Annotated in this window: 21 protein-coding genes, 2 tRNA genes and 1 pseudogene; 8 read left to right on the top strand and 16 right to left on the bottom strand. The window is 69.6% G+C overall.

From position 1 onward, the window contains the following. The first annotated feature begins 196 nt into the window (after positions 1-196). A complete protein-coding gene (locus tag OG792_RS26755; protein WP_329103444.1) occupies positions 197-421 on the top strand; it encodes a hypothetical protein in 225 nt (74 codons plus the stop codon). A gap of 111 nt (positions 422-532) precedes the next feature. On the opposite strand, the gene OG792_RS26760 is transcribed toward OG792_RS26755, so the two are convergent. From OG792_RS26760 to OG792_RS26785, 6 genes are all read right to left on the bottom strand, one after another. Continuing rightward, positions 533-1,330: a carbon-nitrogen hydrolase family protein gene (locus OG792_RS26760; protein WP_329103445.1), complete on the bottom strand. Its 798-nt coding sequence runs from the start codon at positions 1,328-1,330 to the stop codon at positions 533-535. Between the two features lie 45 nt (positions 1,331-1,375). Beyond that, a complete protein-coding gene (gene clpX / locus OG792_RS26765) occupies positions 1,376-2,668 on the bottom strand; it encodes an ATP-dependent Clp protease ATP-binding subunit ClpX (RefSeq protein WP_329103447.1) in 1,293 nt (430 codons plus the stop codon). Between the two features lie 208 nt (positions 2,669-2,876). Continuing rightward, positions 2,877-3,539 (bottom strand): ATP-dependent Clp protease proteolytic subunit, encoded by a 663-nt coding sequence (locus tag OG792_RS26770; RefSeq protein WP_329103449.1) that lies wholly within the window; start codon positions 3,537-3,539, stop codon positions 2,877-2,879. A gap of 11 nt (positions 3,540-3,550) precedes the next feature. After that, positions 3,551-4,192, bottom strand: a complete 642-nt coding sequence (locus OG792_RS26775; RefSeq protein WP_329103451.1) for an ATP-dependent Clp protease proteolytic subunit — start codon at positions 4,190-4,192, stop codon at positions 3,551-3,553. Between the two features lie 171 nt (positions 4,193-4,363). After that, positions 4,364-5,716, bottom strand: a complete 1,353-nt coding sequence (gene tig / locus OG792_RS26780; RefSeq protein WP_329103454.1) for a trigger factor — start codon at positions 5,714-5,716, stop codon at positions 4,364-4,366. 115 nt (positions 5,717-5,831) lie between these two features. Continuing rightward, positions 5,832-5,905: transfer RNA gene (locus tag OG792_RS26785), tRNA-Pro, on the bottom strand. A gap of 215 nt (positions 5,906-6,120) precedes the next feature. On the opposite strand from OG792_RS26785, the gene OG792_RS26790 reads away from it, so the two are divergent. Together OG792_RS26790 and OG792_RS26795 are read left to right on the top strand one after the other, a co-directional pair. Continuing rightward, a tRNA-Gly gene (locus OG792_RS26790) sits at positions 6,121-6,194 on the top strand. Between the two features lie 262 nt (positions 6,195-6,456). Further along, complete coding sequence (locus tag OG792_RS26795; protein ID WP_329103456.1) at positions 6,457-7,149, top strand: hypothetical protein; 693 nt, start codon at positions 6,457-6,459, stop codon at positions 7,147-7,149. Positions 7,150-7,471: 322 nt separating this feature from the next. On the opposite strand, the gene OG792_RS26800 is transcribed toward OG792_RS26795, so the two are convergent. The 4 genes from OG792_RS26800 to OG792_RS26815 all read right to left on the bottom strand — a co-directional run bounded on the left by OG792_RS26800 (position 7,472) and on the right by OG792_RS26815 (position 9,749). Next, positions 7,472-8,005 (bottom strand): SRPBCC domain-containing protein, encoded by a 534-nt coding sequence (locus OG792_RS26800; protein ID WP_329103458.1) that lies wholly within the window; start codon positions 8,003-8,005, stop codon positions 7,472-7,474. Then, positions 8,002-8,322 (bottom strand): ArsR/SmtB family transcription factor, encoded by a 321-nt coding sequence (locus tag OG792_RS26805; RefSeq protein WP_329103460.1) that lies wholly within the window; start codon positions 8,320-8,322, stop codon positions 8,002-8,004. The genes OG792_RS26800 and OG792_RS26805 overlap by 4 nt, the downstream gene beginning before the upstream one ends. A gap of 177 nt (positions 8,323-8,499) precedes the next feature. Next, positions 8,500-8,940 (bottom strand): ATP-binding protein, encoded by a 441-nt coding sequence (locus tag OG792_RS26810; RefSeq protein WP_329103462.1) that lies wholly within the window; start codon positions 8,938-8,940, stop codon positions 8,500-8,502. Beyond that, positions 8,937-9,749, bottom strand: coding sequence for an MEDS domain-containing protein (locus OG792_RS26815; RefSeq protein ID WP_329103464.1), 813 nt, complete (start codon positions 9,747-9,749; stop codon positions 8,937-8,939). Before OG792_RS26815 ends, OG792_RS26810 begins: the two co-directional genes overlap by 4 nt. A 724-nt stretch (positions 9,750-10,473) precedes the next feature. Between OG792_RS26815 and OG792_RS34820 the strand changes: the two are divergent. Continuing rightward, positions 10,474-11,367, top strand: a pseudogene (locus tag OG792_RS34820) (alkaline phosphatase family protein); the annotation flags it as partial. Between the two features lie 978 nt (positions 11,368-12,345). Here OG792_RS34820 and OG792_RS34825 read toward each other — a convergent pair. Together OG792_RS34825 and OG792_RS26830 are read right to left on the bottom strand one after the other, a co-directional pair. Next, entirely contained in the window at positions 12,346-12,903 is a 558-nt protein-coding gene (locus tag OG792_RS34825; RefSeq protein ID WP_442932310.1) for a DedA family protein, read from the bottom strand. Next, positions 12,900-13,670, bottom strand: a complete 771-nt coding sequence (locus OG792_RS26830) for an MBL fold metallo-hydrolase (protein WP_329103468.1) — start codon at positions 13,668-13,670, stop codon at positions 12,900-12,902. Before OG792_RS26830 ends, OG792_RS34825 begins: the two co-directional genes overlap by 4 nt. A 212-nt stretch (positions 13,671-13,882) precedes the next feature. On the opposite strand from OG792_RS26830, the gene OG792_RS26835 reads away from it, so the two are divergent. The 3 genes from OG792_RS26835 (at position 13,883) to OG792_RS26845 (ending at position 17,231) form a co-directional block, all read left to right on the top strand. Further along, positions 13,883-14,080: a CsbD family protein gene (locus OG792_RS26835; protein ID WP_329103470.1), complete on the top strand. Its 198-nt coding sequence runs from the start codon at positions 13,883-13,885 to the stop codon at positions 14,078-14,080. Positions 14,081-14,388: 308 nt separating this feature from the next. Further along, entirely contained in the window at positions 14,389-15,789 is a 1,401-nt protein-coding gene (locus tag OG792_RS26840; protein ID WP_329103472.1) for a glycosyl hydrolase family 18 protein, read from the top strand. A 242-nt stretch (positions 15,790-16,031) separates the two neighbouring features. Beyond that, a complete protein-coding gene (locus tag OG792_RS26845) occupies positions 16,032-17,231 on the top strand; it encodes a low temperature requirement protein A (protein ID WP_329103473.1) in 1,200 nt (399 codons plus the stop codon). Positions 17,232-17,337: 106 nt separating this feature from the next. On the opposite strand, the gene OG792_RS26850 is transcribed toward OG792_RS26845, so the two are convergent. Further along, positions 17,338-17,997 (bottom strand): FMN-dependent NADH-azoreductase, encoded by a 660-nt coding sequence (locus OG792_RS26850; RefSeq protein WP_329103475.1) that lies wholly within the window; start codon positions 17,995-17,997, stop codon positions 17,338-17,340. 156 nt (positions 17,998-18,153) lie between these two features. Between OG792_RS26850 and OG792_RS26855 the strand changes: the two genes are divergently transcribed. Next, positions 18,154-18,729 carry a MarR family winged helix-turn-helix transcriptional regulator gene (locus OG792_RS26855; protein ID WP_329103476.1) on the top strand — a complete coding sequence of 192 codons (576 nt, stop codon included), beginning with the start codon at positions 18,154-18,156 and terminating at the stop codon, positions 18,727-18,729. A gap of 21 nt (positions 18,730-18,750) precedes the next feature. On the opposite strand, the gene OG792_RS26860 is transcribed toward OG792_RS26855, so the two are convergent. From OG792_RS26860 to OG792_RS26870, 3 genes are read right to left on the bottom strand one after another with little or no spacing between them, the layout of a single operon-like run. Continuing rightward, positions 18,751-20,988, bottom strand: coding sequence for a xanthine dehydrogenase family protein molybdopterin-binding subunit (locus tag OG792_RS26860; protein WP_329103479.1), 2,238 nt, complete (start codon positions 20,986-20,988; stop codon positions 18,751-18,753). Then, positions 20,985-22,004, bottom strand: coding sequence for an FAD binding domain-containing protein (locus tag OG792_RS26865; protein ID WP_329103481.1), 1,020 nt, complete (start codon positions 22,002-22,004; stop codon positions 20,985-20,987). The genes OG792_RS26860 and OG792_RS26865 overlap by 4 nt, the downstream gene beginning before the upstream one ends. Beyond that, the gene (locus OG792_RS26870; RefSeq protein WP_329111444.1) at positions 21,991-22,473 is read right to left on the bottom strand and encodes a (2Fe-2S)-binding protein; all 483 of its coding nucleotides are present in this window, start codon (positions 22,471-22,473) and stop codon (positions 21,991-21,993) included. Before OG792_RS26870 ends, OG792_RS26865 begins: the two co-directional genes overlap by 14 nt. Between the last annotated feature and the right edge of the window lie 283 nt (positions 22,474-22,756).

The raw sequence follows: 22,756 nt of genomic DNA on the forward strand, positions 1-22,756 counted from the left end.
CCGGCTCAGCCGGTAAATCGCACCACCCGGTCCCAGCCTCGCTCGGCGGTCACCCGCCACGACCCTGGGCGCTTGCGGTTCCGGCTGTTTTGTCCGGTGTTCCGCTTGCAGAGAGAAAGTTACGCGAGGGACTCTCCCGAACGCAAATCAACGTCCATCACCACGTTGGTGCGGTCGCCGTGCCAGAGTGGCAGCCATGGTTGCCGTACCCGAGGAACGCCTACTTGCCGCGGACGCCGTCGTCGGGCTTCTGCTGCCGATCTGGCAGCTGGTCATCGGCGGGCTCGTACTGCTGGTGCTCGTCATGTCGGTCCGCCGACTGGCCCGGCGCGGGCCGACCCGGATGACCACCGGCCTACTGGTCACGGCGGCGGCCATCGTGGGGCTCGCGGTCATCGGAGTGTTTCTCGAAGGACACTGAGCGAGCCTCTACCCGGCACACCGCAGCAGCCCGTCATACAGCCCGCACAGCGATAGATCGCCCATCCGCGTCCGAAGGGACCCAACGCGCCGCAACCACGCGTACGGGTTGTCAGAGCCGGCGGTTGGCCAGACTGGGCAACTCCGCCCGGATCGTGTGCAGCCGACCGAGGTCGAGATCGGCGCAGACCAGGCCGACGGTGTCCGGTGCCTGGGCGAGAACCGTCCCCCACGGGTCGATCACCATGCTCCGGCCGAAACAGTTCCGCCCCGGGTCGTGGTCGCCGATCTGGCCGGCCGCCGCCACGAAACACTGGTTCTCGATCGCCCGGGCACGCAGCAGCACCTCCCAGTGGTCCCGCCCGGTGTGCGTCATGAACGCGGCGGGAACCACCAGCAACTGCGCACCACCGGCCACTGCCAGCTGCCGGTACAGCTCGGGGAAGCGCAGGTCGTAGCAGATCGAGAGGCCGACGCGTACGCCGTCGACGGTGACGGTCACCGGTTCCGGACCCGGAGCCACCGAGCTGGACTCACGGTAGGACACCCGACCGGGGATCTCCACGTCGTACAGGTGGATCTTGCGATAGGTGGCGACCAGCTCGCCGGCCCGGTCGAAGATCAGCGACGTGTTGTACGTGTGCCGCGGGTCCGGGCCGACCTCGTGGAAGGAGCCGGCGTGCACGAAGATGCCGAGCCGGCGCGCGGCTGCGGCGAAGAACTCGGCGAACTCGCCGTCGACCGGCTCGGGCTTGGGTTGCCCGGCGGCCGGGCCGAGATAGTCGACGTATTCCGGCAGGATCGCCAGGTCGGCACCGGCGGCCGCGGCCCGGTCGAGCAGATCGGATGCGGCGGCGAGGTTGGCTTGTCGGTCGGCGCGGGCATTGAGCTGGCAGACGGCGACACGCATGAAAGAAGCGTACGGGCCGCCGCCCACCTCAGACCAGACCTGCGCTCAGGCCGACTTCTCTTCACGGTCACGCCGCCGCCGGCCGGTGAACTCCCGCGGCACGATGGTCGGGTTCACGTTTTCCAGGACCACCTCACGGGTGATCAGGACCCGGGCCGCGTCGGGATTGCTCGGGACCTCGTACATCACGGAGAGCAGGACCTCTTCCAGGATGGCGCGCAGGCCGCGGGCACCGGTGCCGCGCAACATCGCCTGGTCGGCGATCGCGGCGAGCGCCGGCGGCTCGAACTCAAGCTCCACGCCGTCCAGCTCGAACAGGCGTTGGTACTGCCGGATCAGAGCGTTGCGTGGCTCGGTCAGGATCTGCACCAGGGCCTCGCGGTCCAGGCTCCGGACATTGGTGATCACCGGGAGCCGGCCGATGAACTCGGGGATCAGGCCGAACTTCAGCATGTCCTCCGGCATCACCTTGCCGAAGATGTCGTCGGTCGACCGCTCGGAAACCGCGCGTAGGTGGGCGCCGAAGCCGGTGCCGCCCTGCCCGGTCCGGGACTCGATGATCTGATCGAGACCGGCGAAGGCGCCACCGCAGATGAACAGCACGTTGGTGGTGTCGATCTGGATGAACTCCTGGTGCGGGTGCTTGCGGCCGCCCTGCGGCGGTACGTTCGCCACCGTGCCCTCAAGAATCTTGAGCAGGGCCTGCTGCACACCCTCGCCCGAGACGTCCCGCGTGATCGACGGGTTCTCCGACTTCCGGGCGATCTTGTCGACCTCGTCGATGTAGATGATGCCGGTCTCGGCCCGCTTGACGTCGTAGTCGGCGGCCTGGATCAGCTTCAGCAGGATGTTCTCGACGTCCTCGCCGACGTATCCGGCCTCGGTGAGGGCGGTGGCGTCGGCGATGGCGAACGGGACATTGAGCATCCGGGCCAGGGTCTGCGCCAGGTGGGTCTTGCCGCACCCGGTGGGGCCGATCAGCAGGATGTTCGACTTGGCCAGCTCGACCGCGTCGTTACCGGCACCGGGTGCGCCGGCAGCCTCTGCCTGGATCCGCTTGTAGTGGTTGTAGACCGCGACCGAGAGGGCCTTCTTGGCCTGGTCCTGGCCGACCACGTAGTTGTCGAGGAACTGGCAGATCTCCATCGGCTTGGGAAGCTCTTCCCACTTCACCTCGCCGGACTCGGCCAATTCCTCTTCGATGATCTCGTTGCAGAGGTCGATGCACTCGTCACAGATGTAGACCCCTGGGCCCGCGATGAGCTTTTTGACCTGCTTCTGTGACTTGCCACAGAAGGAGCACTTAAGTAGGTCGCCGCCGTCGCCGATCCGTGCCACCTACGTTCTCCCTGCGCTCATCGGCCGGATCAACCCGGCCCTGGCTTGAGGACGGTACGCCTCGTCGATCTAGATCGCTCGCCGGACTGACCGGCGAAGCGGTGCAGACCCGACGTTACTCGCTGTCGGAGCATTCTCCGACCCCCAAAACCGGGTGTGTCCGGGAGCGGCCGACGAATCCGTCCCGGCCACTCCCGAACCACGCCGGTCAGCTTGCGGCGTTCGCCGCGAGCAGCCCCTTCTTACGGCTGGTCAGGATCGTGTCGACCAGGCCGTACTCGCGGGACTCCTCGGCCGTCATGATCTTGTCACGATCGATGTCCTTGCGGACCTTGTCGACCGCCTGGTTCGAGTGCCGCGAGAGCATCTCCTCCAGCTGGGTACGCATCCGCAGGATCTCCCGGGCCTGGATCTCGATGTCCGAGCCCTGCCCGTAGCCGCCCTCGGTGGCCGGCTGGTGGATGATGATGCGGGAGTGCGGCAGCGCCATCCGCTTGCCCGGCGTGCCTGCGGCGAGCAGCACCGCGGCCGCGCTCGCGGCCTGGCCGAGGCAGACCGTCTGGATGTCCGGACGGACGTACTGCATGGTGTCGTAGATCGCCGTCATGGCGGTGAACGAACCGCCGGGCGAGTTGATGTACATGATGATGTCGCGGTCCGGGTCGGTGCCCTCCAGCGTCAGCAGCTGGGCCATCACGTCGTTCGCCGACGCGTCGTCCACCTGGACCCCGAGGAAGATGATCCGGTCCTCGAACAGCTTGTTGTACGGGTTCGACTCCTTGACCCCGTACGACGTGCGCTCGACGAACGACGGCAGCACATAACGGTTGTGCACTGGTGCGAACTGCGGCGGCAGCGTCAGGTCAGTCATCGTCAAGCTCCTCAGCTCAGGGTCCCGGCGCCTTCCGGAACCTGCGTGGCTCCGGTGATCACCTTGTCGATGAAGCCGTAGTCCTTGGCCTCGGCCGCGGTGAACCAACGGTCCCGGTCGGAGTCGGCCTCGATGGACGCCTGGTCCTGGCCGGTGTGGAACGCGACCCGCTCCTGGAACATCCGCTTCGTGTACAGCATCTGCTCGGCCTGGATCGCGATGTCCGACGCCGTGCCGCCCATCCCACCGGACGGCTGGTGCATCATGATCCGCGCGTGTGGGAGCGCGTACCGCTTGCCCTTGGTGCCGGCGCAGAGGAGCAGCTGGCCCATGGAGGCGGCCATCCCCATCGCGACGGTCGAGACGTCGTTGTCGATGAACTGCATCGTGTCGTAGATCGCCATGCCGGAGTAGACCGAGCCACCCGGCGAGTTGATCCAGAGGTTGATGTCGCGGTCGGGGTCCTCCGCGGCGAGCAGCAGCAGCTGCGCGCAGATGCGGTTGGCGACCTGGTCGGTCACCTCGCTGCCCAGGAAGATGATGCGTTCCTTGAGCAGCCGGTTGTAGACCGAGTCGTCGAGGTTGCCAATCGAGTCCCCGCCACGGGCTTCGATCGCCCGCAGGGGCATCGCTGGGATGTTCATTTCGGTCATGGCAGCCCTTCGCTCTCCGTACCGTCTTACGCCGACACTAACCGCTGCGAGGGGTCCGAGCTTCCTCCTCCGGGCACTGTTCGCTCTCAGCGCAGCTACCCGGGAGGTACCCCGGAAGGGTTCCGGCCGCCGTGCGGAGGACCCGCGCGGCGGCCGGAGAACGCCAGTCGATCAGTGCTCGTGCGCGTGGTTGTGTTCCTCGTCGGCCGCCGCACGCAGCGCGTCGAGGCTGACCGCGTTGCCCGCCGAGTCGGTGATCTTGATGCGGTCCATCACCGAGGCGAGCGCCTTGCCGCGCCGTACGTCACCGAAGACCGCACCGGCGGTGCCGGACCGGACAAGCTGGTCGTAGTACTGCTGCGGGGCCATTCCGGCCCGCTGCGCCCGGTGCACGATCTCGTGTCCGAATTCGTCGTCGGAGACCTGGACCTCCTCGGCGTCGGCCAGGGTGTCCAGTAGAAGCTGCACCCGGACCCCCTCGGTGGCCGCCTCGGTCAGCTCGGCGTCGATCTGCTCCTCGGTCTTCTCCTCGGCGGCGAGGTACTCCTCCAGGGAGGCGCCGATCCGCTCAAGCTGGTCGACCATGGCCTGCTTGCGGCTGTCCACCTCGTCGCGCACGACACCCTCCGGCGCCGGCACGTCGGCGGCGTCGACGAGCTGCTTGAGCGCCTTGTCCCGGGCCGCGTAGATCTGCTCGACCTGCTTGTTCCGCGTGATCCGCTCCCGCAGGTCGTCGCGGAGCTGCTCCAGGGTGTCGAACTCGCTGGCGAGCTGGGCGAAGTCGTCGTCCAGCTCGGGCAGCTCCTTCTCCTTGACGGTCCGCACGCTCACCGCGACATCCGCGTCCTGACCGGCGAAGTCGCCGCCGACCAGCTGGGTCACGAAGGTGGTCGAGTCGCCGGCCGAGAGGCCGACCAGCACCTCGTCCAGCCCGGGGAGCAGCTGCTTGCTGCCAACCTCGTGCGAGATGTTGGTCGCCGAACCGCCGGGGACCTCCTCGCCGCCGACGGTCGCCGCCAGGTCGATCTGGGTGTAGTCGCCGTCCTGCGCCGGGCGCTCGACCGTCTTCAGCGTGGCGAAGCGCTCCCGCAGGCCCTTGACCTGCTCGTCAACCTCGCTGTCGTCGATCTGGAGCTCGTCGACGGTCACCTCGACGGTGGTGAAGTCGGGCAGGGCGATCTCCGGCCGTACGTCGACCTCGGCGGTGAACTTCAGCGCGTCGCCGTCGTTGAACTCGGTGATCTCGACCTCGGGCCGGCCGAGCGTCTTCACGTCGTGCTCACGTACGGCGGCCAGGATGTTCTCCGGGATGGCCTCCTGCACGGCCTCGTTCAGCACGGTGCCCCGACCGACCCGCTGGTCGATCACGTTTGACGGCACCTTGCCCTTGCGGAAGCCCGGGACGGTGACCTGCTGGGCGATCTCCCGGTACGCCTTCCTGAGGCTCGGCTCGAGCTCGGCGAACGGCACCTCGATGGCGAGCCGCACGCGCGTCGGGCTCAAAGTCTCGACGGTGCTCTTCACAGGCGTACTCCTTGACGGATCTCAGTCTTTGTCATGGGCGTGATTCAGCCCATCGAGTGTAGGCGAGCTGTCTGAAAGACCCTGCGGCGCCCGACACCGCGCTGGTGGATCACAGTCGGGGTGGCGGGATTTGAACCCACGGCCCCTCGCTCCCAAAGCGAGTGCGCTACCAAGCTGCGCCACACCCCGTGGCGACCAGCAGTGTATGCCGTCGGCGCCGGTCCGCGCCGCCTGGTATCCGCCCGCCACGCCCGACCGCTCGGCACCGAGCGCCGTGAGCAGGCAATTTCAAGGTCCCGGCGTACGCGAAAACGCCCGCCCGCCCCGCCCCGGCCGATACCGCTTCGCGCTTCCCGGGGCGCTTCCCGTAAGCTGGGGGCGCGCCACGGGCGACCGCGGCGCGCGCGGGCGTAGCTCAATGGTAGAGCTTCAGTCTTCCAAACTGACTACGCGAGTTCGATTCTCGTCGCCCGCTCCATCTGTATCCGCAGGTCAACAGCACCTCTCGGCTCGGGTCGGCCATCCATCAGGTTCGGTCGTTTCGGGCGTTCATGTCACGGTTCTCCTCCACGGCCCCAACCGCGCCCGGCCAACCGCAGGAGCATCGGAACTTCCAGGGTCGAAATGACCTCCTCCTACGAGCACGTCTTGATTGTGGCGTCACCGTCTCTCACGCCATTGCTGCCCCTTCCGTCGGTGGGGCAAGCTCACCCCATCTGGCGTTTCGATAGATTTATGTCGTGGATCGAGCTGACCTTGCTCGGCTGCTCGTCGGCCGAGACGACGCGTCCGAGGCCTGCCGGCAAGCGGTGCTGACAGGTGCCTCGTTCCAGGTCAGTGCGGCAGGGCCGCCCGCGCCCGCCTCTCGGCTCGTCGAGACGTGCGCCGGGCGGGGCGCGCACCACAGGGCAGCGGGCATCCCGACCGTAGGGTTCGCCGCGGCTGTACAGGCTTTGCACGCCTACGGCGAGCGGCCGGTGCGGATCGGGTCGGTGAAGGTGACCGATCCGCCTTACCACTACCAGCTCTTCCTCACGCACGACCTGACAGCGGTAGTCGCGGTCCTCGGGGTCGATCAGCACCTGGGCTATCGGCTGCGGCGAGGCGCCCGCGTCTCGCTCATCTGTGAGGTGGTCAGCTGGGTATCCGACGACTTCCCGGGTTGGATACGCGTTCGCCTAACCGACGCTGCGGATCGCACCTGGTTCCTTGTTGACAAGGCGCCAATCTTTGAGGCCAACGTCACGGCCGAGTCGGTGCTTCCGGCGCCAGCGGCAGTCCGCGGCACGGTAGTTGACGTCCTCCCCGGACAAGGCCAGGCCAGACCGCCGCTACTGGTGGTTTCCACAGCCGTCGACGGTGTAGCCGCCGAGGACGGAACGGACCAATTCACCGTTCAAGCCGCCATGCTCCGCCGCCTCCCACTCGGGTAGGTGACGGCCAACCGAACTGTCCAGCCCGCACGGAGCCGGGTGGCGCCACTCCCCTGGCGCAGACAATCGCAGAGCGCAGCACCACCGCCCCATTCGGTCGCCGGCGAGGCCAGCGCGACTTGAGGCCACCGTGCCAGGTGACATGCTCGCAGAAGTCAGACGGTAGGCATGGGCAGGCCCTCCCAGCCGATTCACCGGATCGCCCTGGCCGGAAGGGCGGATAACCGGCCGCCGACCCCAACCGTGACATCCGGTGGGGCCGGTGGGGCATGAGGGCCGATGGCGGTTTTCGCCACCGGCCCCGTACAGAGGTGTGGATGGATCAGGAGGAGAAGGCCGAGCCGGTTTCGACGAGGGTCTTGAGGTCGCTGAGGACCCAGGCCCAGCCGCCGCCGGCGCCCGACTCCTCAAGTGCGCCGCCGGTCATGGCGTTGGTGGCGGGGGCGCCGGTCACGTCGTGGGTGACGGTGAGACGGCAGACGCCGGGCTGCGCCGGCAGTTCGGAGATCTCGTACGTGAGCCGGGTGAACGGCTCCTTCGCGGTGCTCTCGTCCATCAGCAGTCGCCAGGTCTGGACGAGCTTGCGCGGCGGGTCGACCTCGATCACCTCGCCGTCGACGATGACGTCCTGCATCGGGAAGCCGTTCTCGGCCGCGTACTTGCGCATCTCGTCGCTGGCCGTGGAGGTGTACGCGCCGCCGGGGCGCAGGTCGTACACGCCGGGGGCGCCGTAGCCGTAGCGCGCGTTCCACTCGGGCTCGGTGATGGCGTCCCAGATCTTCTGCGGTGCGGCCTTGATGTAGACGCGGTAGACCTGGGTGGTCAGGTCGGTCGCGGTGTCGGTGCTCGTGGTCATGGTTGCTCCTCCAACTGGTTTTTCAGGTCGACGAGCGCCGTCACGTGACGCTCCGTGTACTTGTCGATCCAGCGGTCGTGGATCAGCCGGATCGGTACCGGGTTGAGGAAGTGCAGCTTCTCCCGGCCCGACCGGCGTGCGATGACGAGACCCGCCTCTTCCAGCACTTTCAGGTGTTTCATCACACCGAACCGGCTCATCTCCAGCTCCGATTCGAGCTCGGTGAGGGTTCGACCCTCGCGGGCGAAGAGCAGGTCGAGCAGGAAGCGACGGGTCGGGTCGGCCAGCGCCTTGAAGACCCGGTCGTCGTCCGTCATGACCCCAAGTTATGTGACCCAATGGTCACATGTCAACCCAGGCGAGGACGCAACCGCGCATGGAGACACGGCTCCGATGCCTGTTAAGTGGGGACATGGAGATGCGGATCGGTGGGACGACAGCACCACCACAACGACCCGGGCGTGTTCCGCCCAGCACGGGACTGGTGGACGGCGTCAGCCGGCGCCGATGACCGCCGTTACGGTGGTGCCCCGGCCGTCGTCCACGATCGACACGTCGGTGCTCAGACTCCGTACGATCCAGAGACCCCGACCACCGATCTGGGTGGCCTCGGGTTGGGTGGTGCCGGCGGCGGCCTCGCCGATGCCCGGCCCCGAATCGCGGACCTGGCAGTAGAGCCGGTCGTCCGCCCGCCAGATCCGCAACCGCCCGCCGCCGCCTCCGTGCCGGACCGCGTTACTCGCCAGTTCACCCGCGACGATCAGCAACTGCTGCAACTGCTCGTCGTCCACGCCGAGGCGCTCGGCGTGGGCGGCGATGGTCGCTCGCATGCCGTACAGGCCGTCGCCGTCGAAGGGGTGGTCGAGCGCGACCTCCGCCGGCGCCGGGACTTCTCCCTGCTCCGAAGCGGTCGTACGCGGATCGGGGCTGGTCATGTCGCCGCTGTCACCCGGAGTCGGCCGGAGCCGTCCGACCCGACCAGGTCCATCATCTTGTACACCAGGCCACGGCAGGTGACGGTCATCCGCCGGGCGCTGGGCAGCTTCAGCGCGGCGTGCGCGATGGCCGACGCGCAGGCGGCGTCGATGTAGTCCAGCCCGGTCAGGTTCACGTGCGGGTGCCGGTCCAGGCGTACGGTCTCGGTGAGCGCCCGATTGAGGACGTCCAGGTGCTGGTAGTCCAGCTCGCCGGCGATCCGGATGCCCGGCGGGCTGTACTGGCGGCAGATCCGCAGCAGCGCGTCGTCGTGGTACGCCAGCGCCGCGACCGTCTTCGGGTGGGCCTTGGCGGCGAACGCGAGGGTGACCGCGTCGAACCGCTCCCGGTCGTACTGGCAGATCACGCACAGCCGGCCGTCGGCGAACAGCGCGCCGACCTCCTGCTCGAAGGTGAGCAGTTCCTCGGGGTGGGTCAGCGGCCGGGTCGCCCAGCACATGTCCGCGGTCACCCGCAGCCCCGGATACCCCTCCCGACCGGCCAGGTCGAGTTGTTCGGCGAGCACGTCGACCATCCGCTGCGCGTCCGCCGGCCGTCCGGCCAGCAACGACGACTCCACCGTGGCGAACCGCAGCTGCCCCCGCCGCACCGCGCCACCGGTACGCACCGAGCGACCCACCAACTGCCGGCCCAACTGCTCCGGGTCGACGGCGTCGGTCCAGCACAGGACCTTCTGCCCCTGGCGCAGGCCGTCGCGGACGAACGCGGCCAGCAGATCCAGCCGCTCCTGTGAGTCAGAAAAGGTCAAACACCCGTGATCCCCGAGCTTGAGCTCGTCTACCCGGACAGCCTCGGCCATTCAGCCCCGCCTCCGTACCGTGATGAAGCTGGCCCCACCGTAAGGCCCGGCGGCCGGTCAGTCATCTCGGGGGCGACCGGAGGCAGGCCGGGCGGCCCTCCGGGCGCTCGACTGTTGCACTGATCACATCGAGCGGTTGCCGTACGTCACGACCGGACCGGAGGCTGCGGCGCTGTGCCAAGGTGGGGCGGTGACCGCCCCCGACCCGTCGTCCCGTACGCCGAGCCCGGCCCGGCCCGGCCGGATGCGACTCATGCTGCGGGAGCTGCGGTCCTGGCGCCCGACCCTGGCCCGACTGATCGGCCTGCTGCGCAGTGCGGTCACCTCGTTCGTGGTGCTGGCCGGCACGCTCTGGCTGATGCCGGGCATCGACGTGAGCGGGTTGACCGCGATCCTCTGGGTGGTTGTCCTGGTCGCGGTCGTCGGGGCCCTGCTGCGGCCGGTGCTGCTGGCGCTGGCGACCGTGCTCGGCGGGCTGGGCGCGTTGATCGTCGGCGCGAGCCTCCAGACGATCGTCCTGTACGTGGCGTTGCGGCTGGCACCGGACGCGGACCTGTCCGGTATACCGGCGGCGTTCGCGGCGTCGTGGGCGGCGGTGGCGCTGGCCGCACTGGTGAACTGGCTGACCGATTCGGGCACCGACGACGCCTTCGTCAGCGAGGCGCTGCGGCTGATGCACAAGGTCAGCCGGGCGGCCCACAAACGGGGTACGGCCGCACGCGGTGAGGGGCTGCTCGTCGTACAGCTCGACGGGGTGTCGGCGCCGCTGCTGCGCTGGGCGATCCACGCCGGCAACCTGCCCAACATCGGTCGCTGGCTGCGGCTGCGCAGCCACCGGTTGGGCACCTGGCACACCGGCCTGCCGGCGACCACGCCCGGCGCCCAGGCGGGCATCCTGCACGGCGACGACCGGTCGGTGCCGGCCTTCCGCTGGTACGACAAGCGGACGGGCAGGCTGATGGTGGCGAACCGGCCCCGGGACGCGGCCGAGGTGGAGCGGCAGATCTCCGACGGTGCCGGACTGCTCGCCCACGGCGGGGCGAGCATCAGCAACGTCTTCTCCGGCGACGCGTCCGCCACCCTGTTCACGGTCAGCCGGGCCACCCTGCCCGGCCGCTCGTCCCGGGGTTACGCCGAGTTCATGATCAGCCCGTACGGCTTCGCCCGCGCGATCGTGCTGGGCCTCGGCCGGATCCTCAAGGAGCTGCACCAGGCCCGTGGGCAGCGGCTGCGTGACATCCGGCCACGGGTCAGCCGGTCCGGGGCGTTCCTGGTGCTACGCCCGCTGGCCGGGATGCTGCGCGACATGAACGTCTCGCTGATCGCCGAGCAGATGGCGCTGGGCACGCCGGTGATCTTCTGCGACTTCGTCGACTACGACGAGGTGGCCCACCACGCCGGCCCGGCCCGGCCGGAGTCGCTGGACGCGCTCGGCCGGCTCGACCAGGTCCTCGGCGTGCTGGAGCGGCTGTCCGCCGAGGCCGACCGCCGCTACCACCTGGTGGTGCTCTCCGACCACGGCCAGAGCCAGGGCGAGACCTTCCGGCAGCGCTACGGCGAGTCGCTGGCCCAGACGGTGGACCGGATAGTGAACGGCACCGACCGGGCCGAACCGGAAGGAGCCGGCCGGACCGAGGTCAACGGGTCGGCTCGGGCGGAGCGTACGGCGGCTCGGGCGGACCGTACGGCGTCGGCGGCGACCGGCCCGGTCGAGCCCTGGGGACCGGTCAACACCCTGCTCACCGAGATCAGCGGTCGGCCGGGTGCCGGTGCGGCCGCCACCCGCGCCGCCGTACGCTCGCGCACTGTCGACCGGGAGGTCACCCTCGGACCGGCCGGCGAACGCAAGAGCCCGATCGGCCTGGCCGGTGCGGGCGAGGCGCACGAGATCTCCAGCACGGACGTGCTGGTCGTCGCCTCCGGCAACCTCGCGATGGTCTACTTCACCCGGCACCCCGGCAAGCCCACCCGTACGGAGATCCACGCCGCCTATCCGGGGCTGGTGGACGGCCTCGCCGCGCACCCCGGTGTCGGGCTGGTCGTGGTCGACGACGGGTCCGGTCCGGTGGCGATCGGCAACCGGGGCGAGCACCACCTGCGTGACGGCCGGGTCAGCGGCGAGGACCCGCTGGCCGCGTACGGGCCACGGGCCCGCGCCGACCTGCTCCGGCACCAGGGGGTCGAGCACGTCGGCGACCTCGTGCTGATCAGCGCGGTCGACTCGGGCACCGAGGAGGTGGCCGCGTTCGAGGAGCTGGTCGGCAGCCACGGTGGGCTCGGCGGCTGGCAGACGAACGCGTTCCTGCTGCACCCGGCCGAGTGGGCGGTCGCCGAGGAGCCGTTGGACGGGCCGGTGGCCGTACACCGGCAGTTGGTGACCTGGTTGCACCAGCTCGGGCTGCGCGACGAGGCCGTACCGGAGTCGAAGGTGGTGCCGGACCACGTGCTGGTGTCGGACCTGGCGGTGGTTGCGGACCTGGCGGTCGTACCGGCGCAGGTGTCGGCGGTGGGTCGGTCAATCGCCGGTTCGGCGGCGGACCAGTGCTCAGTCACCGGTGCGGCGGCGGACCAGCGCGACGATCTGGCTGATCGCCAGCACGATCACCACCGCGACCAGGACGCCCTGCCAGGGCTCGGGGAAGATCGAGCCGCCGAGGACGCCGAAGCCGGCGTAGACCACCGACCAGAGCCCGCAGGCCGGGGCGTTGGCCAGCGCGAAGCGCCGCCAGCCTAGACCGGTCAGGGCGATGGTGAGCAGCACCGGGATCCGTCCACCGGGCACCAGCCGGGAGACCAGCAACACCGACACCTGGCGTTCGCGCAGCCGAGCGGCGAGGCCGTCGAGCCGCTGGCCGTTGCGCAGCCAGCGCAGCCGTCGGGCCAGTTTCTCACCGCCGTACCGGCAGGCGACGTAGGTGACGGCGTCGCCGAGGTAGGCGCCGGCGGCTCCGGCGGCCACGACCAGGACCACCATCAGCGAGTGCTGGTGGAAGGCGAGCGCCGCCGCCGCGCTGACCGCCGCGCCGGTGGGTACGACGGGAAGCACCGCGCCGAAGGCCACCAGCGCGAACAGCGAGGTCAACACCCCGATGGCGTTGTTCACGATGCCGGTTCCACCGTGAGCGTCTCCCCCGGTTGCAGTTCGGTGACGCGGGTGCCGGGTGCGGTGCCGGCGACGTGGTCGACGAAACGGCGCCCCGGCTCGTGGAACATCCCCCGGCGGAACGCCAGACCGGCCGGCCAGAAGGTGCCGAAGTGCACCGGTACCGCGTACCGGGGGGTGGTCAGCCGGACGGCCTCGGCCGCCCGGACCGGGTCGAGGTGGCCGAGACCCAGCGTCGGACCCCAACCGCCGACCGGGATCAGCGCCAGGTCGAGCGGCCCGAGGTCGGCCATGCCGGCGAAGAGCCCGGTGTCACCGGCGAACCAGGTGTCGGCCCGGCCGTGCACGGTGTAACCGACGGCCATGGCCCGGTGCCGCGACCACGGCCCACGGCCGCCGTCGTGTGCCGCCGGCACAGCCCGCACGGTGACCTCGTCCACCCGGTACTCCTCGCCCGGCGCCAGCTCGACGGCCCGCGCGGCGGCGGCCGCCCCCAGCCGGCGCCGCAGAAAGGGGCGCGATCCGGCCGGCACGATCAGCGCGACCCGGTCCGGCAGCCGGCGCAGCGAGGCGACGTCGAGGTGGTCGGCGTGCAGGTGGGACACGAGTACGGCGTCCGGCGTACCGGGAAGCTGCGGGGTCGGTCCGCGCATCCGCCGCAGGTGGGCTACCCGGTCCCGGAGCACCGGGTCGGTCAGCAGCCGGACCCCGGAATCCTCGATCCAGGCCGTGCTGTGCCCCCACCAGGTGACCTTGACCGCGGACATCACCCCGCCACCGTACGGGCTCCGCCCGGAACCGGTCTTCCGGGGCGCTCGTGAGCCGTCCTTCAGGGCGCTCGTGAGCGGGTCTTCGGGGTGCTCGCGTACCGGGTCTTCGGGGTGCTCGCGTACCGGTGGCGGTTTCGCCGCTCGGGCTCCGGGGCACTAATGCCGGCAGCGGAGACCGGAGCCGTTCGAAGCGAAACTCGGAGGACACGATGAGCATTGGCGACAAGATCAAGCACAAGGCCGAAGAGGTCGTCGGCACGGTGAAGGAAAAGGTCGGCGACGCCACGGACAACGAGCGGCTACAGGCCGAGGGCGCGACGCAGCGTACCGAGGCGCAGATCAAGCAGGCCGGCGACCACGTCAAGGACGCCGCCCACGACACCAGGGACGCACTGCGCCATCCCTGACGCTCGTAACTGACCACCTGACCCGCCGGGCGGGGCGCTCCGATTTCGGAGCGCCCCGCCCGGCTTTCTGCCTCCACGTACAGGGAAGCAGCCACACCTCGGCCACCGGCGGAGCCGCAACGAATTCACATCCATTGACTTTTAATAGTTAAGTTTCCTAAACTTTCAGCCACCTGAGGCGAAGTACCACGCACTACCCCCAAACCCCCGCCTCGACCCGGCCCCGGGCCCTGGTCGGCCGAGCGCGCAAGAGCACCCGCCCCACCCGCCGTGGGGCCGATGGCGTGTACGCCGCGAAAGGTCACAACATGTCTGACACACCCACCGCTCCCACCAGACGGGCCGGCAGGTCCCGACTCCTCACCGGAGCGCTCGCCCTGGTGACCGCCCTCACCGGCTCGGTGACCGCGCTGGCCCCGGCCACCCCGGCGTCCGCCGCCGTGCTGCCGAACGGGTTCAAGAGCGTCGGCTACATGCCGTCCTGGGCCGGCAACGTGGCGAACATCCAGTACAACAAGTTGACCCACATCAACTACTCGTTCGTGCTGCCGAACTCCAACGGCAGCCTCCAGGCGGTCGACCAGCCGGGCAAGCTCCAGCAGTTGGTGTCACTCGGGCACGCCAACAACGTCAAGGTGCTGATCGCGGTCGGCGGCTGGAACGACGGCAACGACTCCGCCTTCGAGGCGCTGGCGGCCAACTCCGGCACCCGTACGACGTTCGTCAACAACATGGTCAACTTCGTGAACCAGTACAACCTCGACGGCGTCGACATCGACTGGGAGTACCCCGACCCGGGTGCCTCGGCCAACAACTACACCCTGCTGATGCAGCAGCTCAGCACGGCGATGCACAGTCGCGGCAAGCTGCTCACGGCCGCTGTCGTCTCCGGTGGCGGGACCGCCAACGGCATCCAACCGGCCGTCTTCGGCTACGTCGACTTCCTCAACATCATGTTGTACGACGGCGGCGAACCGCACGCCAACTACGACTGGTCGATCAGCAACGCCCAGGGCTGGAAGAACCGGGGCCTGCCGGCGAGCAAGACCGTGCTCGGCGTGCCGTTCTACAGCCGCCCCGGCTACCTCACGTACAGCCAGCTCGTGGCTATCGACCCGGCGAACGCCAACCGGGACTGCACCACCGCCAACGGCGCCCAGCAGTGTTACAACGGCGTCCCGACGGTCAAGCGTAAGACCCAGTGGGCCCTGGCGAACGCCGGCGGCATGATGAACTGGGAGCTGTCCCAGGACACGAACACCTCGACGTCGCTGGTCAGCGCGATCTACGACACGGTGATGGGTGGCACCACCCCGCCGCCGGCCGGCCGTACCGGTCAGATCACCGGCCTCGCCGGCAAGTGTGTCGACATCGCGGCGGCCGGCACCGCCAACGGCACCCCGATCCAGCTGTACGCCTGCAACGGCAGCACCGCGCAGCGCTGGACGGTCAGCACCGACAGCACCATCCGGGGCCTGGGCAAGTGCCTGGACGTGACCAGCGCCTCGACCACCAACGGTGCCAAGATCCAGCTCTGGGACTGCAACGGCAGCGGCGCACAGGTCTGGCAGGGCCAGTCCAACGGCACCGTACGCAACCCGGCGTCGAACAAGTGCCTCGACGTCACGGACAAGAGCTCCGCCGACGGCACCCGGCTCCAGATCTGGGACTGCTACAACACGAGCAACCAGATCTGGCAGCTCCCCTGACCTGATTGAAGGAAGGCCCCGCTCGAACGGGCCCCCAGCCGACGCTCACCGCGTCGACCGGGGGCCCTTCGACTGTCCGCTATCCGGCCGGTGGATCGGCCGATCACGGCGTCGTACCAGGTGTTGTGCGGCGAACCGGGGCGGCACCAACGGCCAGCGTCCGTACGGGGGCTGGCTCGTTGGGATCTGGGGATCGCCGATCGGTGAGGGGGCGCCGTGCACGTCTTCGGCCTGGCTGCCCGATGACCGGTGCCGAGGAGGCCGGAGTCCTCCGCAGCGCGGAGAGTTCACAGCGGGCCACCTTCCTCGAACTCTTCTTCGACCTGGTCTTCGTCTTCGCGCTGACCCGGATCTCGCAACGGCTGATCACCGACTTCAACACCGAACGACGGATCCTGCTGCCGGAGGCCGGACAGACCCTGCTGCTCTTCCTGGCCCTCTGGCTGATCTGGACGTTCACCGCGCTCACCACCAGTCGGCTCGATCCGGACCAGCCGGCGATCCAGTTCGTCGTGGTGGGCAGCATGTTCGGCGCCATGGTGATGGCGGTTTCGGTGCCGAAGGGCTTCGGCGAACGGGCGATCATCTTCGCCACCGCGTACATCACCGTCCAGATCGGCCGTACGCTGCTGCTCTTTCTCGCCCATCGACGCGACCGGGACGTCGCGGTCCGGCTGCTCGTCTGGCTCGGGCTCAGCGCGGTGCCCTGGCTGCTCGGCGGGGTGGTCGACGACGCGGGTCTGCGCGGTGTGCTCTGGACCATCGCCATCCTGCTCGACTACGGCGGGGCGATCTCCGGCTGGCCCATCCCGGTACTGGGCCGCGCGCCCACCACCGAGGTCCCGATCGCCGGCGAACACCTGGCCGAGCGCTACCAGCAGTTCCTGCTGATCACCCTGGGCGAGTCGATCCTGGTCATCGGCCTGACCTTCAGCGGCTCCAGCTTCGCGACCGACAGAACCGTCGCGTTCCTGCTGGCCTTCCTGACCACGGTGTTGCTCTGGCGGGTCTATTTCCACCAGGCCGGACACCTGTTGCCGATGGCGATCACCAGCGCCCGCCAACCGGCCCGGTTCGGCCGGTCGATGTCCTTCTCCCACCTGTTCATGATCGCCGGCATCGTCCTCACCGCGGTCGGCTACGAACTGTCGATCGCCCATCCGCTCGGGCACACCGCACCGGTCTGGCTCTACACCATTCTCGGCGGCCCGGCGCTCTTCCTCGCCGGCCGAGCCCAGTTCGAGTACCAGGTGTTCGCCCGGGTGTCCCGGTCCCGGATCGGCGGGCTGGTGGTCCTGGCCCTGCTCGTACCGGCCCTGCTACAGGTACCACCGCTGGTCGCCAGCACCGCCGCGGCAACAGTTCTGGCCGGAGTAGCCGTAGCCGACGCCCTCCGCTCCCGAGCCCGCACCACCCCCGAGCCCCCCACCCCACCCCTCTAACCCCCCTCCACCACGCCGGCACTAATACAGAGAAAGAGTGGCTATCCCGACGTGGGAAGCCACCCTTTCTCTCCATCAGTGCGGATCTTGGCGTGGGGTGTGGGGGTTAGGGCGTCCGGGTCAGGGCGTGGTGGGCCAGGAGTTCGCCGTGCTTCTCGGCGGAGGAGTGGCCGGCGGCCAACTCCTGGCGGGCCTGGTCGCGCAGGGGGGCCATTGCGGGGTTGCTCTCCGCGAGGGTTAGTTCGACCTCGCTGACGTGCAGGTCCAGCCCGAAGCGGTCGCCGAAGATCCGCCGGTAGTACGGGGTGGCGTGATCCCAGCCCTCGCGCGGGGTGCCCGGACCGTAGCCGCCGCCCCGGGTGGTGACGAGTGCGGCCGGGCGTCCGGCCAGCGGCGGTTCGGCCGCGTCCCTGAGCCGCGAGTCGGTCAGCAGCAGGTCGATCCACGCCTTCACGTGCTGCGAGACGCCGTAGTTGTAGAGCGGGACGGCCAGCAGGTACGCCTCGGCGTCGAGAAGTTCGTCGACCAGGGACGTGGCGAGCGCGACGGCCCGAGTCTGCTCCTCGGTACGCTGATCGGCCGGCACGAACCCGGCCGAGACCGCCGAGGTCCAGTCCTGCACCGCGATCGGCGAGGCGACCAGGTCGCGCCGGACGATCCGGCCGCTCGGGTGGGTACGGGACCACGCCTTCTCGGCCGTGTCGGCGACCGCGCGGCTCGTGGACGCCTCGCCGAGGATGCTCGAATCGAGTCGGAACAGGCTCACTACTACCTCCATCAGATGTTCTGTGCTGACGATTAAATTAAGCACAGAACATCTCCCGAACACGCAACCTGTGATTTAGATCATCTGATCAACAACATGTTTGTTACACCGAAAGTCTTTGTTACAGATTATCTGCACGGTGGGTACACTGGTCCCGTGCCCCAGGAAGCAGCTATCGTGCCGCCCGTCCCCGGCTCCGCGGACCGCGGCGAGCAGACGGCCGCCGAGTTGCTCAAGGACGACTTCGGCTGGTCACTCGGCGTGATCCTGCGCCGCTACCTGAGGGCGGTGGAGGAGATCGTCGTCGACGTTCCCGGCGGCCCCCGGGGCTACCAGGTGATCAACTCGGCGATCCAGAACCTCGCCGTCAACCAGGGCGCCATGGCCGCGCAGTTGGGCATCGACCGGACCGTCCTCACGTACCTGATCGACGATCTGGAAGGCGCCGGACTCGTCGCCCGCCAGCCCGACCCGACCGACCGGCGCAGTCGCCGGGTGGTCGCCACCGAAGCCGGACTGGCCCTCTGGCGGGACCGGCAGAACGCCTTCGCCCAGACCGAGGCGGACATCCTGTCGGTTCTCGGCGGTGACCAGGCGGCCTTCAAGGAGCTGCTCCAGCGGGTGGCGATGCACGCCGACCGCCTCGACCCGGTCAACAACGCCTGCCAGGTCGTGGAGGACCTCACCGAGGACCGCGGCCCGCGCCCCCGTCGCCGGCCGAGCCGGACCTGACGAACAGAAGCCGTACGACGCTCAGAGCAGGTCTTCGAGGCTGATCGGGAGCTTGCGGATCCGGCGCCCGGTCGCGTGGTGTACGGCGTTGGCGATCGCCGCGGCGGCGCCGACGACACCGATCTCCCCGACCCCCTTCACCCCGAGCGGGTTGACCACGGTGTCGGTGACCTCGATCGTCTCCACCATCACGTCGGGCGCGTCCGCGTTCACCGGAATCAGATAGTCGTTGAAGCTCGGGTTCGCCCACCGGCCCGTACGCGGGTCCATCCAGGTGGCCTCCAGCAGCGCCTGACTCATCCCCCACAGCATGCCGCCCATCAACTGGCTGTGCGCGGTCTTGCGGTTGAGCACCCGCCCCGGCGCGAAGACCCCCACCATCCGGCGTACCCGGACCAGGCCCAGATCCGCGTCGACGGCGACCTCGGCGAACTGCGCCCCGAAGGTCTGCATGCCGTACGGGGTGGTCAGGGGCGGCGGGGTCCACACACCCAACGCCTCCACGTCCGGGGTCATGCCGCGCACCAGCAACTCGGCGTACGTCTCGCCGACCCCGTCCTGGTCGTAGAGCCGCAGCCGGCCGTCGGCGACGGTGACCGTCTCCGGGTGTGCCCCGTGGAGCGGCGACCGCTGGTCGGCGATCGCCCGCATGATCAGTTGTCGGCGCAGTTCGGTGGTGGCGAGGTGTACGGCGGCACTCACCGCACCGGTGCCGGCCGACCCGACGGCGGCGGTGATGTTCGGCAGGTCGCTGCTGCCGCCGACGAAACGCACCCGTTCGACGGGCAGGCCGAGGCCGTCGGCGGCGACCTGCCGCATGGCGGTGGTGACACCGGTGCCGAACTCGGACACGCCCGCCTCGACCACGGCGCTGCCGTCGGCGTACAGCCGGGCGCGGGCCCGCTGCTGGTTCGGCGGCACCGCGTGCGGGTACGCCGCCCCGGCCATCCCGGTCCCGATCAGCCAGTTCCCGTCACGGCGGGCGCCCGGTGCCGGATCCCGATCGGCCCAGCCGAACAGGTCGGCGGCCCGCCGGTAACACTCCCGCAGGCCGTTGCTCGACCACTGGTTGCCGCTGCTCGGGTCGGTCTCGGCGAAGTTGCGCAGCCGCAACTCGACCGGGTCGACGCCGACCTCCTCGGCCAGCTCGTCCATCGCGCATTCGAGGGCGTACATGCCGGACGCCTCGCCGGGGGCGCGCATGAAGGTCGGGGTCATGGTGTTGCCCCGGGCCAACCGGTAGACGCCCTCGTAGTTCGCGCAGTCGTAGAACACCCCGGGCGACTGGAGTGACGGCTCGGCCCAGTCGTCGAACGGGGAGGTGAGCGAGAGCTTGTGGTGGCGCAGCGCGGTGAGCCGGCCGTCGGGGCGGGCACCGATGGTGATCCGCTGCTCCTGTTCCTCCCGGTGGCCGCAGGAGTGGAACATCTGCTCCCGGTTCAGGGCGAGCCGGACCGGCCGTCGCAACTGGCCGGCGGCGAGCGCGGCCAGGGTCACGTGCGGCCAGATCATCGCCTTGGAGCCGAAGCTGCCGCCGACGTACTCGCTGATCACCTTGATCTGGCCGGGAGCCAGGCCGAGCAGGGTGGACACGGTCATCTGGGTGGCGGTGGGCCCCTGGGTGCTGTCGTAGAGGGTGAGCCGGTCGACGTCGTCCCAGATCGCGGTGGTCGCCGACGGCTCGATCGGGTTGTGGTGGTTGGGCGCGATCGTGTACGTCAGGTCGAGCCGGTGCTTCGCCTGACCGAGCCCGGCCTCGACGTCACCCCGTTGGTTCCGGCCGGGCAGCATCCCGCCGAAGATCCGCTGCGGCTCGTACGCGTGGTCGCGTACCTCGTCGAGCGTGGTGTGCGCGGGCAGTTCCGCGTAGTCGATCCGGAGCAGGTTGGCCGCGTGTTCGGCCCGCTCGATGGTGTCGGCGACGACGATCGCCACCGGCTGCCCGGCGTAGTACACCAGCTCGTCCTGCATCGGGAAGAAGCTCTCGCCCGGTGCGGCGAGCCCGACCAGCGACGGCAGCAGCCTCGGCCTGCCGGGGATCCTCGGCAGGTTGAGGTGACTGAGTACGGCGATCAGCCCCTCGGCCCGGTCGGCCCGGCCGGTGTCGATCCCGATCACCCGGCCGCTGGCGATCCGGGCGCCGACCAGGACCGCGTGCACCAGTCCGGGGAACACCAGTTCGGCGGTGTAGCGGGCGGTGCCGCTGACCTTCGCCCGCCCCTCGACCCGGTCGAGGGCCAGACCGATGGCCGGACTCACGCCGTACCGCCGGTGGCGGTGGCGGTCTGCCAGCCGTCGTCGGTGATCGTCTCCAAGGCGCGCACGATGGAACGTCGGGCCAGCTCGATCTTGAACTCGTTGTGCCCGTACGAGACCGCCGGCAGCAGTTCCTCCCGTGCGGCGGCGGTGAAGTTCTCCACCGTCGGGCGGGCCCCGATCAGCATCCGTTCCGCCTGGCGGGCCCGCCACGGCTTGGTGGCGACACCGCCGAGGGCGAGCCGGATCTCGCTCAGCACACCGCCGTGCAGGTGGACCGCGACGGCCACCGAGACGAGCGCGAACTCGTACGACTCGCGGTCGCGGACCTTGAGGTAGTGCGACCTGGCGGCGGCCGGTGTGGCCGGCACCTCGACCGACACGATCAGCTCGCCGTGGTCGAGCGGGTGTTCCCGGTCCGGGGTGTCGCCGGGCAGCAGGAAGAAGTCGTCGATGGCGATCTCCCGCCGCCCGGAGGTGCTCTCGGTGTGCACCACCGCGTCCAGCGCGACCAGGGCGACGGCCAGGTCGGACGGGTGGGTGGCGATGCAGCGTTCGCTGGTGCCGAGGATGGCGTGGCCCCGGTTGATGCCGTGCAGCGCGGCGCAGCCGCTGCCGGGTGCCCGCTTGTTGCAGCCGGCGGCGAGGTCGCGGAAGTAGCCGCAGCGGACCCGTTGCATCAGGTTGCCGCCGATCGACGCCATGTTGCGCAGTTGCGGGGAGGCGCCGAGTAACAGGGCCTGGGAGATCACCGGGAACCGCTGCCGGACCAGTTGGGCCTGGGCCACGTCGCTCATTCGGGCGGTGGCGCCGATCCGCAGCCCGCCGCCGTCGATCGACTCGACCTGACGCAGCGGAAGGTCGTTGATGTCGACCAGCCGGCCGGGCTGTTCGACGTAGATCCGCAGCAGGTCGACCCGGGTGGTGCCGCCGGCCAGGTACGCGCTGTCGGGGTCGCTGCTGACCGCGCCGATCGCGGTGGCGACGTCCGGCACCCGCGAGTAGCTAACCGGTCGCATCGCCGCTCCCGTCGAGGCTCGCGTCGCGTACCCGGCGGATGGCGGCCCTGATGTTCGGGTACGCCGCACAGCGGCAGAGGTTGCCGCTCATCCACTCGCCGATCCCCGAGTCGTCCCGGGGGTGCCCCTCGGCGAGGAAGGCCACCGCCGACATGATCTGCCCCGGGGTGCAGTAGCCGCACTGGAAGGCGTCGAGTTCGACGAACGCGGTCTGCATGGGGTGCGGTTCACCGCCGACGGCGAGGCCCTCGATCGTGGTGATCTCCCGCATCTCGCAGGTGATCGCCAGGGTGAGGCAGGCCAGCACCCGGCGCTTGTCCACCCAGACCGTGCAGGCGCCGCAGGCGCCCTGGTTGCAGCCCTTCTTGGTGCCGGTCAGGTCGAGCCGGTCGCGCAGCGCGTCGAGCAGGCTCACCCGTGGCTCGATCGGGATCGTGCGCGGCACACCGTTCACCGAGAGGGTGACCATCACTTCCCCCGGGCCGCGTATCACCGCCGTGTCGGCGGTGCTCACCGCCCCGACGTACGACTTCACCCCGCACCACCCCGCTTTCCGGTCCAGGCGAGGGTATCCAGAATTCGGTTGGTATCCGACAAAAACCCCGTGATCGCCACCCGCGGCCCGCCCGGGTGTGGTTCACCGCAGTCGAGCGCTGGGGTTCCCCGGCCCACCGACGGCGGCCCGCCTCATGGTGACCGCTCAGGATGGCCCCGTACCGTTTTCCGGGTGAATGGAACCTGGGAGTGGAACA

The sequence above is a fragment of the Micromonospora sp. NBC_01699 genome, from assembly GCF_036250065.1.
Lineage (GTDB): Bacteria > Actinomycetota > Actinomycetes > Mycobacteriales > Micromonosporaceae > Micromonospora_G.